The following is a 15,846-nucleotide window of genomic DNA, read 5'->3' as shown; positions in this document are numbered from 1 at the left end:
GATGACGCACACCACTCAGACCCAAGAAGTGCATCCAGCGGCCGCGCTTTATGCCAAGGAATACCAGGAAGGTCTTATGGACCGCCGTGAATTCCTGACGCGCGCCACCGGATTGGGTGTGACCGCAGCCGCAGCCTACGGCATGATCGGCATGGCCCAGCCCGCATTGGCGCAGACGGCCAACATTCAGGATGGGGGAACACTCCGCATCCAGACGTTGGTCAAGGCGATGAAAGACCCCCGTGCCTATGACTGGTCCGAAATCGGCAACCAGTCGCGCGGGTTCCTGGAATACCTCGTGGAGTATCAGCGTGACGGGACGTTCCGTGGAATGCTGCTTGAAAGCTGGGAGGTCAGCGACGACGCCAAGACCTATACGCTCAACGTGCGTCCCGGTGTCACCTGGAACAATGGCGACGCCTTTACCGCAGAAGACGTGGCGCGCAACATCGCCGGCTGGTGCGATGCAGCGATGGAAGGCAACTCCATGTCCGCCCGCATGGGGGGCCTGATCGACGCCGACACAAGTCAGGCGCGCGACGGTGCCATCGAAGTGGTCGATGATCTGACCGTTCGTCTGAACCTGTCGGCCCCGGACATCGCGATCATCGCCAACATGTCGGACTACCCGTCAGCAATTGTCCATGCCAGCTACGATGGCGGCGATGTCTACGAGCACGGTATCGGCACCGGCCCGTTCCGCCCGGTTTCCATCGAAGTGGGTGTAAAAGCGGTGATCGAACGCGCGCCCGACCACACCTGGTGGGGTACCGAGGTTCTTGGCGGACCTTACCTCGACCAGATCGAATTCATCGACTACGGCACCGACCCCGCGTCGTGGCTGGCGGCGGCTGAATCGGGTGAAGTCGATCTTCTTTATGAATCGGTCGGCGATTTCATCGACATTCTGGATGCCATTGGCTGGGCCAAGACGGAAACCGTTACTGCCGCCACCTTGGTGCACCGCTTCAACCAGCAGACCGAAGTCGATGGCGTCGTGCCTTACGCCGACCGCAACGTGCGGGTGGCATTGGCGATGATGGTCGACAACGCGGTCTGCCTCGAGCTGGGCTACAACGGGCGCGGCCAGGTTGCCGAGAACCACCATGTCTGCCCGATCCACCCTGCCTATGCGGATATCGGTCCGGCACCGTTCGACCCCGCAGCGGGCAAGGCGATGCTCGACGGGACCGATTTCGCCGATTACGAACACGAGTTGATCACGCTGGACGACGATTGGGAGCGCAACACCGGCGCGTCCGTCCGCGCCCAGATCGCGGATGCGGGTGTGAACATCAAGCACACGGTCCTGCCCGGTTCGACCTTCTGGAACGACTGGACCAAGTTCCCGTTCAGCGCGACCACCTGGAACCACCGTCCGCTTGAAGTGCAGGTTCTGTCGCTGGCCTATCGGACCGGCGAAGCCTGGAACGAAAGCGGCTATGCCAACCCCGAGTTCGACGCTCTGATGGCAGACGCCCTGTCCATCGCAGATGGCGATACCCGGCGCGAGGTGATGGCCAAGGTCGAACAGACGCTGCGCGACGATGGCGTGATGATCCAGCCGTTCTGGCGGTCTCTCTACAACCACCACAACGGCACCGTGGTGAACGCAGAGAAGCACCCGTCGCACGAGTTCCACCTCTACAAGTTCGGGTTCGCAGCCTGATCCCAGACTCTGGCTCCGCCCTCCTGCACACCAGGGGGGCGGGTCGCTGCTGAGACCCCACGCTCTGCGCACCTCTGCGCGGACATGATGAGGGAGACCCACCCGACATGGCTTTGTTTCTTCTAAGACGCATCGGCACGATGCTTCTGACAGCGCTTTGTTTGACGTTTATCGTTTTCTGGCTCACCAACCTGTCCCCGAACCTGGAAAAGCTTGCCAAGAATCAGGGCAATGTCCGCATGACGGACGAACAGGTTGACAGTTTTCTGCGCGACCGTGGGTATTCCCAGGCCCTGCCCCTGAAATATGCACAATGGCTTGGCGTCGCCCCCGGATGGGTGATCCAAGGCCGCGACGGGACAACACGGACGCGCTGCAATGGTGTGCTTGAAAACGGTGTGCGGCCCGACAACGCCCGCAGCTTCTGCGGCATCCTCCAGGGTGACTGGGGACACTCCACCGTGTTTCAGGACGGGGTCGGATCAATCATCGCCACGCGGCTTGGCCTGACCGGCAAGCTGATGTTCTGGGTGATGATGGTGATGGTGCCCGGCGCGTTGATCATCGGCGTTCTGGCCGGGATGCGCGAGGGCAGCCGCACCGACCGGTCGCTGTCCACGGTGTCGATCATCACCACCGCGACACCCGAATATGTGTCGGGCGTGGTGTTCATCGCCGTCTTTGCCTCGACCGCATTCGGCCTGCGATGGTTCAACGGATCGGCCACCAGCGCGATGGAAGACGCCACTTTCGAGAACTTCACCCTGCCGGTGATGACCATCGCGCTTTACGGCATGGGATATATCGCCCGCATGACCCGCGCCTCGATGGCCGAGGTGATGACCGCGCAATATATCCGCACCGCCCGGCTGAAGGGCGTCAGTTTTCCCAACATCGTCCTGAAACACGCGCTCCGCAATGCGCTGATTGCACCGTTCACGGTGATCATGCTGCAATTCCCGTGGCTCTTGAACGGTGTCGTCATTGTCGAGACCCTGTTCAACTACAAGGGCTTCGGCTGGACGCTGGTGCAGGCGGCGGGGAACAATGACATCGAACTGCTGCTGGGTGTGTCGGTCGTATCGGTCTTCGTCGTGCTGGTCACACAACTGATCTCTGACATCGGTTACGTTTACCTAAACCCGCGCATCAGCGTGTCCTGAGCGGAAGGAAAAGCAACATGGAACCGCTCACCTGGATTGAAATCATCACCCGAGTCCTGATCCAGTTCATGCCGGTCTGGGTCTCGATGATTGTCCTGTTCACCCTGTCCATTGTCTACAAGCGGCGACTGGGCCTTTATGGCAAGCTGTTCGACAGCACCATTGGCATGATCGGCTTTGCATTGGTCATGTTCTGGGTCTTCACCGGCATCTTCGGAGCGTTCGATTTGATCGTGACGCATGATCCACTTTCGCAGGTGGCCAGCATGAAGAACAAGGCCCCCGGCACGGCGATCCTTGGTGCCGAGGAAGGCCAGTACCCCTATTACCTCTTTGTCGGCGACAACCTTGCACGCGACGTGTTCAGCCGCATGGTCAAGGGCGCGTGGGTCGTGGTGCAGATCGCGCCGCTGGCGACGCTGTTTGCCTTCATGGTGGGCATCACTCTGGGCCTGCCTGCGGGCTATTATGGCGGACGGCTGGACACGTTCCTCAGCTTCCTTGCCAACCTCATCCTCGCCTTCCCGGTGATCCTGCTGTTCTACCTGCTGGTCACACCGGAAATCGTGGACACCGGTATTCCAAATTACATGGCGATGGTGCTGTTCATCTTCCCGATCATCTTTGTCGGCGTGCTGCTCAATTCCCGATACCGCACGCAGCCCAAGGTGCGCACGCCGATGCTGATCGTGGTGCTGGGGTTCATGGGCTGGCTGTATCTGTCGCTGATCTCGCAACCCGGAACGGCGCTGAAGGTGCTGCCCGATGCAGTTGATCTCTTCAACCTGCAAGGCGGTATCCTCGTGGTGTTTGTGTCGGTCGTCTTCGTCAATTCGCCCACCGTGTTCCGGATCGTGCGCGGTCTTGCCATGGACATCAAGACCCGCGACTACGTCGCCGCAGCCCAGACCCGCGGCGAACGTCCGTGGTACATCATGCTGTGGGAAATCCTGCCCAATGCACGCGGACCGCTGATCGTCGATTTCTGCTTGCGGATTGGCTATACAACCATATTGCTGGGCACCTTGGGCTTCTTCGGGCTTGGCCTGCCGCCGGAAAGCCCGGATTGGGGCACCACCATCAATGACGGGCGGCGGTTGCTGCAAATCTACCTGCACCCCGCGATGGTGCCTGCCTTTGCGCTTTTGAGCATGGTTCTGGGGTTGAACTTGCTGGCCGATGGTCTGCGGGAAGAATCCTTGCGCGATTGACGACATTTGGATTGGGGGCTCTGCCCCCAAACCCCCGAGGTATTTTTGGCCCAAAGAAACCGGGACCGGTGCATGGGCTCCTCCGACAGGGAGATACGACATGAAAGACAGATACGACGGTCCGATCCTCGAGATCGACACGCTTTCGATATCCTTTTTCACGCGGTTGAGGGAAATCCCGGCGGTGATGGATTTCTCGGTCAAGGTGATGCCGGGCGAGGCCGTGGGGCTGGTGGGCGAATCCGGCTGCGGCAAATCCACGGTGGCCCTTGGGGTGATGCAGGATCTGGGCAAGAACGGGCGCATCGTTGGCGGGTCGATCAAGTTCAAGGGCCGCGATCTGGGGGCAATGAGTCAAGAGGAGCTGCGCAAGATTCGCGGGTCCGAGATCGCGATGATCTACCAGGAGCCGATGGCGTCCTTGAACCCCGCGATGAAGATCGGACGGCAGTTGATGGAAGTGCCAATGATCCATCGCGGATCGTCTGAGAAAGAGGCGTATGAGCGCGCGCTTCAGGTGGTCACGGATGTGAAACTTCCCGACCCCAAGCGCATTCTGGACGCCTATCCGCACCAGTTGTCTGGCGGGCAGCAGCAGCGCATCGTGATCGCCATGGCCTTGATGGCAGAACCTTCGCTGCTCATTCTGGATGAGCCGACCACGGCACTGGATGTCACGGTCGAGGCGGCGGTGGTCGAGCTGGTCAAGGAGCTGGGCAAGAAATACGGTACCTCGATGCTGTTCATCAGCCACAACCTTGGGCTGGTGCTGGAGACCTGTGATCGCATCTGTGTGATGTATTCTGGCGAAGCGGTCGAGCGTGGGTCGATTGCCGATGTGTTCGACGAGATGCAGCACCCTTATACGCAGGCGCTGTTCCGATCGATTCCGCTTCCCGGTGCCGACAAGAATGCCCGGCCGCTGCGGGCCATTCCGGGCAATTTTCCCCTGCCCCATGAACGCCCGTCGGGCTGCAATTTCGGGCCCCGCTGCGACTATTTCGAGGCCGGACGCTGTGATGCGCAGGACATCAAGATGGTCGATGTGCCCGGCAATGACCGTCATGCGACGCGCTGTCTGAAGTTTCAGGAGATTGATTGGCAGGCCCCGATGGACCTTGCCGCGACCACGCAGAAATCCGAACCCGGTCGGGTTGTGCTCAAGATGGACGATCTCAAGAAATATTACGAGGTGGCGGCCAACGCCCTGTTCGGCAAGCGTGGTGACACCAAGGTGGTGAAGGCCAACGAGACCCTGAGTTTCGAGGCGCGGGAATCCGAAACACTGGCCATTGTCGGCGAATCCGGGTGTGGCAAATCCACCTTTGCCAAAGTGCTGATGGGGCTGGAAACCGCGACCGACGGGCAAATCCTGCTCGACAACCGCAATATCGAGGCAACCCCGATCGAGAAGCGCGACACCCAGACCATCGCGGATGTGCAGATGGTGTTCCAGAACCCGTTCGACACGCTCAACCCGTCGATGACCGTGGGTCGGCAGATCATTCGCGCGCTCGAGGTGTTCGGGATCGGCAAGAACGATGGTGAACGGCGCGACCGGATGTTGCAATTGCTGGACCTGGTGAAACTGCCGCGCGAATTCGGTGACCGGATGCCGCGTCAGCTATCCGGGGGGCAGAAACAGCGGGTCGGGATTGCGCGGGCCTTTGCCGGCAATGCGCGCATCGTGGTGGCGGATGAACCGGTCTCGGCGCTGGATGTTTCTGTTCAGGCGGCGGTCACGGATCTGCTGATGGAGATCCAGCGCGAGCAGAAGACCACACTTCTGTTTATCAGCCACGACCTGAGCATCGTGCGCTATCTTGCTGATCGGGTTATGGTTATGTACCTGGGCCATGTGGTCGAACTCGGAACCACGGATCAGGTGTTCTCGCCGCCCTATCACCCTTACACCGAGGCGCTTTTGTCGGCCGTTCCCATCGCGGACACGCGGGTTCACAAGAAACACATCGTGCTTGAGGGGGATATTCCGTCTGCCATGAACCCGCCATCGGGGTGCCCGTTCCAGACGCGGTGTCGTTGGAAATCACAGGTTCCTGACGGATTGTGCGAAATAGAGGTCCCCCCGGTCCGCCAGCTTGGGGATGGGCACCAGGTGAAATGCCACCTGTCGGATGCGAAACTGGCAGAGATGGAGCCGGTTATCCAGATCGCGGCGGAATGATCGACCGGTCGCCGATTGTGCGCAAGGGTCGGTGGGGCGCAACGCGGGCAAGCCCACGCGTCACGTCCCGACACGTTGGTGAAACGTATAGGCGACAATGCACAGTCGGAATGCAGATTCGCGCTTGTTCGAGGTTTGAAATCAGGGCGTCAGATAGTCGCGCGCCGTGAGAACCGTTTCACCACTTGCGGTGAGCACCGTGTCATTGGCCTCTTCGATTTGAATATATGACAGGAAGGCCAGGCCAACAATGGCTGCGGTCAGAACAACCCAGTCAACGGTGACAGCGCCTTTTTCATCCAACCGGATGGTATTCAGGGCTTTGAACAGGCGATGGCCCAAAGGCCGGGTACGGGTCTCAGTGGGAAATTTCGGGAACATCATTGGAACGCTCTCGTCTGGGATACACTATTTCATTTCGATCATGATGATGTCGGAATGGGGCAGCACTTTGACCGCATTGGAGCGGTTTTGAAGCGCTTGAAAAAAAACCAATGTGTCCAAGGGGAAATCGCGAACCAGTGCCGGTGAATTCGAAGGATTGTTCCCGAAAAGGCCCTGTGTCGCGCGCTGCGAAGACGTGATCGGTTAGCGTCCCCAGATTTTCTTCACATAAGTGCGGGTCTCGCGAAAGGGCGGAATACCCTTGTGTTTTTCCACCGCCCCCGGACCCGCATTATAAGCCGCAAGCGCAAGCGGCCACTGGCCGAATTTGCTGTACTGTTCTTTCAAATAGCGTGCGCCGCCATCCAGATTTTGCGCCGGATCATTCGGGTTGACCCGAAGATACTGAGCCGTTCCGGGCATCAGCTGGGCCAGTCCGATGGCCCCCTTGTTGGAGCGGGCATTCGGATTGAAATTCGATTCCTGCTGCACAAGGCGCAAGAACAGGTCTTCGGGAACGCCATGTCGCCGCGCGGCGTCGCGCGCCATTCCGGCATATTCCCCGACATACCGACCACGATAGCGCGGCACCGATCCGTCGGCACCGACCTCACCCCATTTGGTGGGAGTCACAACCTTGGGCGGCTGCAATCGGACAGAGCTATTGTATTGTTGCGCCGCGCGCGAGTCCAAGACCTTGGTTTTGCTGGAAAACAACGCCACCCTGCTTTTCGAGGACAAGACCTCGGCACTGACGGCACCTGCACTCATCATTGCGGCAACACTCAACACCGCAATCAATCTCTGCCTTGTTGTTCGCATCAATGCTCACGCCCCACGTTGAGATGTTGCGGATGTATAGTCCGGATTTGGCATTCATACCAGCCTTGGTTGGTCATGAATTGTTAACCACAAGCTGGTGATATTGCCCGGACCATCGCGCCACAACCTGATGGCATATGAGGGACACGCTGGTGTAGGGTTCCATGAACGGTGCAATGCGCCAGAGATTCGAATTTGAATGGGGGAACTATGGCCGGTTCAGTCAACAAGGTCATCATCGTCGGCAATCTTGGTCGCGATCCGGAAGTGCGGACATTTCAGAACGGCGGAAAGGTCTGCAACCTGCGGATTGCCACGTCGGAAAACTGGAAAGACCGCAACACAGGTGAACGCAAGGAACGGACCGAGTGGCACAGCGTGGCCATCTTTTCCGAACCGCTCGCACGGATTGCAGAACAGTATCTGAAGAAAGGCTCAAAGGTTTATATCGAGGGGCAGCTTGAAACCCGCAAATGGCAGGACCAGTCCGGTCAGGACCGCTATTCGACCGAAGTTGTGCTGCGCCCGTACCGTGGGGAACTGACCCTGCTGGACAGCCGCAGTGATGGCGGTGGGGGCTATGGCGGCGGAGGCGACGGCAACGAGTACAGTCGGGATTATGGCGGCGGCGGCGGCGATTACGGTGGGTCCAGCGGCGGTGGCGGTGGCCCGGCGCGTGCCCCAGCGCGCGACATTGATGACGAAATCCCGTTCTAGGGGATCAACAGTCAAGGCGCCCGATGTGGCGCCTTTTCCTATCGCTCTGACAGCGCGTCCTGCAACAGCGCCAGCACCGTATCGGACGGAACGTCCGACGTGACAAAGGACTCTCCAATGGCCCGCGCCAGAATAAAGCGCAACTGGCCGTCGATCACCTTTTTGTCCTGACCCATCAGGTCAAGCAGGGTCTTCGCATCCGGCAAATCGCCGGTGATATCGGCCAGCGTCACTTTCATGCCCATGTTGTGCAACAACTGCCGCACCCGGCTGGGGTCTTCCTGCGCGCAGAGGCCCAGACGGGACGAAAGTTCAAAGGCCAGCGCACAGCCGATGGCTACGCCCTCCCCATGCAACAGCCGGTCGGAATACCCCGTGGCCGCCTCCAGCGCGTGACAGAACGTGTGGCCGAGGTTCAGAAGGGCGCGATCGCCCTGCTCTGTTTCGTCGCGCACAACGATCTCGGCTTTCATTTCGACCGACCGTTTGACCGCATGGGCAAGCGCATCCGGATCGCGTGCGGCAATGCGCGCCGCGTTGGTCTCTTGCCAGTCAAAGAACGCCGCATCGCCCAGCAGACCGTATTTGACAACCTCGCCGTACCCGGCAAGGAAATCACGCTCCGGCAGCGAGGTGAGCACGGAAATATCCGCCAGAACCAGCACCGGCTGGTGAAACGCACCGATAAGGTTCTTGCCCTGCGGTGCGTTGATCCCGGTCTTGCCGCCGACGGACGAGTCGACCTGCGCCAGCAAAGAGGTCGGAATCTGCACGAACCGCACGCCACGACGCAGGACAGCGGCGGCAAATCCAACCAGATCACCGATCACACCACCGCCAAGGGCCACCACGATGTCGCGACGTTCGATCTTTTGCGCAAGCAGCCATTCGACCGTGCGTTCGAACTGCGGCCAGCCTTTGGTGGATTCACCGGCGGGCAAGGTCAGGCTGACGGATGCGATCCCTTGGGCCGACAATGCCGACTCCAATGCCCGCAAGTGCAGCTTTTCGACATGGGCATCCGTGACGATGGCCACGCGTGGTCGGGCCAGAAACGGCGCGATCTCTTCTCCCGCGCGCGACAAAAGATCAGGACCGATGCGCACATCATAGGCGCGCCCCTCAAGCGGAACGTGAACACTCTCGATCATCCCAAAACCTCCAAAACATCGGGTCGCGTACGCAACGCCTCCACCACACGCGTGGTCATGTCTTCAATCGACAATCCCGGCTCTGAGCGAACCGTCAGATCAGCCTTGGCGTAGACCGGCACCCGGTTTTCATAAAGCCGTGTCAGTGCCGTAAGCGGATCAGGCACCCGCAGCAACGGGCGCGAATCCTTGTGTTTGACGCGGCTCCACAACAGGTCAAGATCCGCGTTGAGCCACACGGCAACGCCCTTTTGCGAAATGATCTCGCGGTTTTCGACCGCCATGTAGGCACCGCCCCCGGTCGACAACACGCCACGCTCGTGTTCAAGCAGGCGCGAGATGACCTGACGTTCCTTCAGGCGAAAGAACGGCTCTCCGTCGCGTTCGAAAATTTCGGGGATTGTTCTGTTTGCGGCTTTTTCGATCTCGGCATCCGAATCGATAAACGGAGCATGCAACCGGGCTGCAAGAGCCTTTCCAACAGCGGTTTTGCCGGCCCCCATCATCCCGACCAGCACCACCGTTTTTTTCAGTCTTGCCTGCATTGCCCTTGATCAAGCCCTTGTATCTCGGCCAAGTGCCGCCACTTTTTTGATATCGGTCGCTGAATGACGTGATCTTGTGCAAAAGGCCAGTTATAACTTGGAAAAAATCATCGAGGCAGGGCAAGGGCATCATGGGGCGCATACTGAAATTGCTGATCTATCTGTTGATCATCGGCGCTTTGGCGCTGGTGGCGTATGCGTATGTCGGGCCATTTTTCGGCGCTGATTTTTCACCGCCACAAACGGAAGTCAGACAACCTGTGACTTTGGATGCGAATTAAGACCTCCCTTCTGCTTTCCGCTCTGACCGCGCTGCCGCTAGCCGCGCAAGAGCAACCGCTCTCGGCCATCGACTGGCTGGCAGTCCAACGCAACGCGCCGGTTGTGACGGTGCTGCCCAATGTTCCGGACACTCCGGTCGCCCAAAGTGCAACCGTACCCGATGTGGATGTTCAGCCGCTCGATTCCCCCTCGGTGGGTGGTGTCGGCCTGTTGCCCAGTTCGGTCACCGGCTTGCCGCCCTCCCTTTGGCAAGGCAGCACCGAGTCAACCCTGCTCGCGACCATCGACGCGCTGGAACGCGGCAGACCATCGGTCCCGGCGCTGGATTCGCTGCTGCATACGCTGCTGCTGGCCGAAGCGAACATGCCCAATGCCAGCAAGGGCGAGGCGTTCCTGAGCGCCCGTCTTGACGTTCTGCTGGATCACGGCCTGGTTGCCCCGGCCGAGGCATTGGTGGAACGGGTCAGCACTCTGACACCGGGCCTGTTCACACAGGCTTTTGATCTTGCGCTGCTCACCGGCTCGGACGCGGCGCTGTGCCAGGTGCTGAACGACACGCCAAGCCTGAGCAACGACCTTGCAACCCGCATCTGGTGCGCAACCCGCAGCGGGGATTTCCCGCGCGCGATGACCATCTACCAGACAGCCGTGGCGCTGGGTCAACTGTCCGATCTCGACGCCGAACTTCTGTTGCGCTTTCTTGATCCGGAATACACCGAAAGCACGTCTCCGCTGCGCCCACCCGTGCGGCCGACGCCGCTGCAATTCCGCCTGTTCGAGGCGATTGGCGAAGCGCTGCCAACCGCGCCTTTGCCCCTGCCCTTTGCCGTGGTCGAACTCACCGGTGATTCCGGCTGGCGCGCGCAATTGCAGGCGGCGGAACGGCTGGCGCGTGCGGGGGCGATCGATGGCAATCAGCTCTTGGGTATCTATACCGAACAGACACGCGCTGCCTCTGGTGGCATCTGGGACCGGGTTGAAGCCCTGCAACGATTCGAAACCGCGCTGAACACAGGCGATCCGGATGCGATCTCGTCCGCACTTGAAACTGTCTGGCCGCAGATGCGCAGCGCCGGTCTGCTGGTGCCTTTCTCCAACCTTTTTGCCGCGCGCCTTCAAGGTTTGCCGCTTGGCGCACGCCCCAAGACGCTCGCAGGGCTCGCCGGGTTGCTGTCGGACGGGTACGAAGACGTTGCACGCGTTCTTGTTGACAAGCCTGATCCCGAACTGGCGTTCCTGTCCGCCATCGCGATGGGACAGCCGCCGAAGACCAGACCGTCCGACGTGCCGCATGCAGACGCCCTTGCGCAGGTTTGGTCAGTGCCTGCACAGGCGCCTGATGACCTGGCGCCACTGCCGACTCAAGACCGGCTGGGCGAGGCCCTTCTGATCGCCATCACCCGGTTCGAGACCGGCGCAAGCGGCAATGATGGGGACGTCACCGAAGCGCTGGTGGCCCTGCGTGCCTTCGGGCTGGAAGACATCGCGCGTCGATCCGCGCTGCAACTGGCGATCCTTGACATGCAAGGCGCGCGGCGATGACAGACCGACACTGGATCGCTGCATTTCTTGATGCTCAGGCCGCAGAACGTGGGGCAGCCGCCAACACGCAACTGGCCTATGCCCGCGACCTTTCCGACTTCACCCATTGGCTTGCGGGGCGCGGATCGTCCCTGACGGACGCGCAAAAGGCCGATGTCGAAGACTATCTTATTCATTGCGACGCACAGGGTTTGGCCAAATCCACCCGCGCCCGTCGTTTGTCAGCCATCAAGCAGCTTTACCGGTTCTGCTTTGAGGAAGGCTTTCGCATGGACAATCCGGCGGTCCAGATCAACGGACCGGGCCGCGACAAGCGCTTGCCCAAGACCCTGTCCACCGAAGAGGTGGACCGCCTGCTTGATGCAGCGCTTGCACATGGTCGCACCGCTGCCGACAGGCAACGCAACACCTGCCTGATGCAACTGCTTTATGCCACGGGCATGCGGGTGACCGAGTTGGTGTCGCTGCCCCTGTCCTCGGCCAAGGGTGATCCCCGCATGCTTCTGATCCGGGGCAAAGGCGGCAAGGAACGCATGGTGCCACTGTCGCCGCCTGCCCGCGCCGCGTTGCGCGACTGGTTGAAGACCCGCGAAGCGATGGAAGACGCCGCCCGCGCCGGGGGAAAGACGGCCTCTGCCTTCCTGTTCCCGTCCCGCGGCAAATCCGGACATCTGACGCGACACGCCTTCTATGTCCTGATCAAGGAGCTTGCCGTCGAAGGCGGCGTGTCGCCTGCCAAGGTAACACCGCACACCCTGCGCCACGCCTTTGCAACACATCTGCTGGCCAACGGGGCGGATCTGCGGGCGATCCAGACCTTTCTGGGCCACGCGGATGTCTCAACAACCGAGATTTACACACATGTCCTTGAAGAACGCCTGAAAGAGCTGGTGCTGGATCACCACCCAATGGCGCGCGACTGACCCAACCCTCTTGAACGCGTGGTCCCGTGACCCCATAACCCACTAAAGTTCTCAAAACGTTGGACACAATGGATTCCGCATCAACCGCGGCAGACGCCGCATTCTGGATCACTTCTGCTTCGATCATCGGGCTTCTGGTATTGTCCGCCTTTTTCAGCGGATCGGAAACCGCCCTGACTGCGGCGTCACGAGGCAAGCTGCGCTCGATGTCGGACAAGGGGTCCAAAGGCGCGGACCGCGCGTTGATCATCACCGAAGACAACGAACGTCTGATCGGGTCGGTCCTGCTTGGCAACAACCTCGTGAACATTCTGGCCACATCGCTGGCAACGGCCCTGTTCACCCGTTTGTTCGGTGAATCCGGTGTGGCGCTGGCCACGCTGGTGATGACGATACTGGTTCTCGTCTTTGCCGAAGTGCTGCCCAAGACATACGCCATCACCAACCCCGAGACCGCCGCCAGCCGGGTATCGCCGGTGATCCAACTGGTCATCACCGTGTTCTCGCCGGTTGTGGGGGCGGTGCGGATGCTGGTGCGCGGCGTGCTGCGGGTTTTTGGCGTCAAGACCGACCCAGACAGCCACATCCTTGCCGTCCGCGAGGAAATCGCAGGGGCATTGCAGCTTGGTCACAGCGAAGGTGTGGTCGAGAAGGAAGATCGCGACCGCATCCTGGGTGCTCTGGACCTGAGCGAACGCACGGTCGAGGAAATCATGCTCCACCGGTCGGGGATCGAGATGATCGACGCCGACAATGATCCGCAGGACATCCTGCGCCAGTGCCTTGAATCCAACCACACCCGCCTGCCGGTGTTTCGCGGAGATCCGGAAAACATCATCGGCGTTGTCCACGCCAAGGATCTTTTCCGCGCGATGTACCAGTTCATGCAGGAAAGCGACAAACCGGCCGAAGCGATGAGCAGCTTCAAATTCGCGGACGTGGCGATGAAGCCCTATTTCATCCCCGACAGCACGTCGCTGGACGATCAGATGCGCCAGTTCCTGCGCCGCCGCACCCATTTCGCACTGGTGGTGGATGAATACGGTGCCTTGCAGGGGTTGATCACGCTTGAGGACATCCTTGAGGAAATCGTCGGCGAGATCACCGACGAATTCGACCCGGATGGCGACCACCCGGTCAAGGCGGACGAGGATGGCAATTACTGGATCGACGGTGCCATGACGATCCGCGACGTGAACCGAGAGCTGGACTGGACGTTGCCGGATATCGAGGCCAACACGGTGGCCGGGCTGGTGATACATGAGGCCCAGATGATCCCCACCATCGGCCAATGCTTCAGCTTTCACGGTTTCCGGTTCGAGGTGGTGGCGCGGGACAACAACCGGATCACGGCGCTCAAGATACGGCCTCTGGCCCCGGAATAGCCACAAGCGGCAAAATGCGTCGACGCATTTTGTCGTTTCCGTTGACGGAAACGCCGGGGCGCTGCCCCGGACCCCGAGGTATTTTCAGCCCAAAGAAGCTCAGGCGCGGAGTCTTGTTCCATCGGGATCAAAGGGTGGCTGCTCGAGGATCACCGCCCGGTGCGGGCGTCCCAGCACCATCACTTCGACCGCGTCTCCGGGTGTCGCGTTTTTGACAAAGCCGAGGGCGAGCGACAGGCCGACATGGTAGCCATAGGCGCCGGAACTGACCCGGCCAATGCCGACGCCGTCCTTGAAGATCGGCTCACCTCCGGTGGCGTCGGCGTGCGACGCATCAGTGTCTTCTGCGTTCAGCGCCAGAAGCACCATGTGTTCGCGGGCGGGTTTGGCCATGTTTTCCAGCGCCGCGTCGCGGTTCAGGTAGGGTTTGTCGGTTCGGCACAACCGGTCCAGCCCGCATTCCTGCGGCCAGTATTCCGGGCTGTATTCGCGACCCCACGATCCGTAGCCCTTTTCCATGCGCAGGCTCATCAGCGCCCGGCTGCCCACGGGGATCGCGCCCACCTCTTTTCCGACCTCCAGCAGCGCGGCGTAGAGCGTGGCCTGATCCGCAGCGCGGCAATGCAGTTCCCAGCCCAGATCGCCGGTGAAGGACACCCGCAGGGCCATCACCTCCACCCCTGCGATCTCGATCATGGCGGACCGCATGAAGGGCCAGTCGGCGGTTGCAAGCGACGTGTTGGTCAGCCGTTGCAGCAGCGCGCGGGACTCAGGCCCGGCCACGTTGAACCCGCACCAGGTGTTGGTCAGGGACTCGAAGGTGGTTCCTTCGGGCAATGGTACGGCGTCGTAAAACCGTTTCTGGTAGCGTTCTGCCATGCCTGAACTGATGATCCAGAACTCTTCCTCGGCCAGTCGTGTGACCGTTGCATCACCCGCGATGCCGCCGCGTTTGCCGATCAGCGGGGTGAGGCGGGACCGGCCCACGGCGCGCGGCATGCGGTTGGCGAAAACCGCGTTCAGCCAGTTTTCGGCGCCTGGCCCGGTGACCCGGTACTTGGCGAAGTTGGAGATGTCGATGATCCCGGCTTTGTCCCGTAGCGTGCGGGCCTCGTGGCCCACCACGTTCCACCACGGTTGGCGGGTGAAGCCTGCGCTGTCGGGCACGTCCTTGGAGAAATAGAGCGGGTGTTCCCAGCCGTAATTCAGGCCAAACACCGCGCCCGTATCCTGTTGCATCTCGTAAGCAGGCCGCGTGCGCACCGGGCGGCCCGCATTGCGTTCCTCATTGGGGAAGTGGATTTTGAAGCGGTGCGCGTATTGGTCGCCGACCCGCGCCTTGGTGAATGTGGCATCCGCCCAATCGCCGAACCGCGCCACGTCCCAGGCGAACATGTCGTATTGCATCTCGCCGTCGATGATCCAATGCGCCACCATAAGGCCCATGCCGCCCGACTGCGAGAAGCCGGGGATGATTCCGTTGCAACAGAAGTACCCCTGTTTCTCGGGCACCGGACCAAGCAGCACGTTGCTGTCCGGCGACCAGATCATCGGGCCGTTGATCACGCGTTTGATCCCCGCCGTTCCCACCGCTGGGACCCGTTCGATGGCGCGCATCATGTTGGGTTCGATCCGTTCCAGATCATCCGCGAACAACTCGTGACCAAAGCCCTGCGGCGTGCCGTCCTCGGCCCAGAAGCGCACGTCTTTTTCATAGGCACCGACCAGCAGGCCCTTGCCCTCTTGGCGCAGGTAATATTCGCCGTCCCGGTCGGCGACCGACGGCAGGCGCCGGTCCATCGCCTCGATCTCGGCGATGGTCTCGGTCACGAAATACTGGTGTTCAGTGGGCAGAAGCGGCAGCCTT

14 protein-coding genes are annotated in these 15,846 nt (G+C 60.7%); 9 read left to right on the top strand and 5 right to left on the bottom strand.

All coding sequences use genetic code 11. From position 1 onward, the window contains the following. The first annotated feature begins 1 nt into the window (after position 1). The 4 genes from ACTIEN_RS12785 (at position 2) to ACTIEN_RS12770 (ending at position 6,228) form a co-directional block, all read left to right on the top strand. A complete protein-coding gene (locus tag ACTIEN_RS12785; RefSeq protein WP_439523529.1) occupies positions 2–1,669 on the top strand; it encodes an ABC transporter substrate-binding protein in 1,668 nt (555 codons plus the stop codon). Positions 1,670–1,776: 107 nt separating this feature from the next. Continuing rightward, on the top strand, positions 1,777–2,832 hold the full coding sequence (locus ACTIEN_RS12780) for an ABC transporter permease (protein WP_439523528.1): 1,056 nt from the start codon (positions 1,777–1,779) through the stop codon (positions 2,830–2,832). Positions 2,833–2,849: 17 nt separating this feature from the next. Then, positions 2,850–4,043: an ABC transporter permease gene (locus ACTIEN_RS12775; protein ID WP_439523527.1), complete on the top strand. Its 1,194-nt coding sequence runs from the start codon at positions 2,850–2,852 to the stop codon at positions 4,041–4,043. A gap of 100 nt (positions 4,044–4,143) precedes the next feature. Next, entirely contained in the window at positions 4,144–6,228 is a 2,085-nt protein-coding gene (locus tag ACTIEN_RS12770) for a dipeptide ABC transporter ATP-binding protein (RefSeq protein WP_439523526.1), read from the top strand. Positions 6,229–6,369: 141 nt separating this feature from the next. On the opposite strand, the gene ACTIEN_RS12765 is transcribed toward ACTIEN_RS12770, so the two are convergent. Both ACTIEN_RS12765 and ACTIEN_RS12760 read right to left on the bottom strand, forming a co-directional pair. Continuing rightward, entirely contained in the window at positions 6,370–6,612 is a 243-nt protein-coding gene (locus tag ACTIEN_RS12765; protein WP_439523525.1) for a hypothetical protein, read from the bottom strand. Positions 6,613–6,816: 204 nt separating this feature from the next. After that, positions 6,817–7,383, bottom strand: a complete 567-nt coding sequence (locus ACTIEN_RS12760; protein WP_439523584.1) for a lytic transglycosylase domain-containing protein — start codon at positions 7,381–7,383, stop codon at positions 6,817–6,819. A gap of 261 nt (positions 7,384–7,644) precedes the next feature. Between ACTIEN_RS12760 and ssb the strand changes: the two genes are divergently transcribed. Continuing rightward, a complete protein-coding gene (gene ssb / locus ACTIEN_RS12755; RefSeq protein ID WP_439523524.1) occupies positions 7,645–8,151 on the top strand; it encodes a single-stranded DNA-binding protein in 507 nt (168 codons plus the stop codon). A gap of 38 nt (positions 8,152–8,189) precedes the next feature. Here the strand turns inward: ssb and aroB are convergent, their stop codons facing one another. Both aroB and ACTIEN_RS12745 read right to left on the bottom strand, forming a co-directional pair. Continuing rightward, positions 8,190–9,302, bottom strand: a complete 1,113-nt coding sequence (aroB, locus tag ACTIEN_RS12750; RefSeq protein ID WP_439523523.1) for a 3-dehydroquinate synthase — start codon at positions 9,300–9,302, stop codon at positions 8,190–8,192. After that, positions 9,299–9,847, bottom strand: a complete 549-nt coding sequence (locus tag ACTIEN_RS12745) for a shikimate kinase (protein ID WP_439523522.1) — start codon at positions 9,845–9,847, stop codon at positions 9,299–9,301. Before ACTIEN_RS12745 ends, aroB begins: the two co-directional genes overlap by 4 nt. A gap of 131 nt (positions 9,848–9,978) precedes the next feature. Here ACTIEN_RS12745 and ACTIEN_RS12740 point away from each other — a divergent pair, with 131 nt between their 5' ends. From ACTIEN_RS12740 to ACTIEN_RS12725, 4 genes are all read left to right on the top strand, one after another. After that, a complete protein-coding gene (locus ACTIEN_RS12740) occupies positions 9,979–10,128 on the top strand; it encodes a hypothetical protein (RefSeq protein WP_439523521.1) in 150 nt (49 codons plus the stop codon). Then, complete coding sequence (locus tag ACTIEN_RS12735) at positions 10,118–11,671, top strand: hypothetical protein (protein ID WP_439523520.1); 1,554 nt, start codon at positions 10,118–10,120, stop codon at positions 11,669–11,671. Before ACTIEN_RS12740 ends, ACTIEN_RS12735 begins: the two co-directional genes overlap by 11 nt. Next, positions 11,668–12,594: a site-specific tyrosine recombinase XerD gene (locus ACTIEN_RS12730; RefSeq protein ID WP_439523519.1), complete on the top strand. Its 927-nt coding sequence runs from the start codon at positions 11,668–11,670 to the stop codon at positions 12,592–12,594. Before ACTIEN_RS12735 ends, ACTIEN_RS12730 begins: the two co-directional genes overlap by 4 nt. Before the next feature lie 68 nt (positions 12,595–12,662). Then, positions 12,663–13,979 carry an HlyC/CorC family transporter gene (locus ACTIEN_RS12725; protein ID WP_439523518.1) on the top strand — a complete coding sequence of 439 codons (1,317 nt, stop codon included), beginning with the start codon at positions 12,663–12,665 and terminating at the stop codon, positions 13,977–13,979. A 99-nt stretch (positions 13,980–14,078) separates the two neighbouring features. On the opposite strand, the gene ACTIEN_RS12720 is transcribed toward ACTIEN_RS12725, so the two are convergent. Then, positions 14,079–15,846, bottom strand: a 1,768-nt coding sequence (locus ACTIEN_RS12720; protein WP_439523517.1) for a GcvT family protein, incomplete at its 5' end; no start/stop codon positions are given.

This window comes from Marivita sp. (genome assembly GCF_051859345.1).
Taxonomy (GTDB): Bacteria; Pseudomonadota; Alphaproteobacteria; order Rhodobacterales; family Rhodobacteraceae; genus Marivita.
This window is presented reverse-complemented; position numbering and strand designations above follow the sequence as displayed.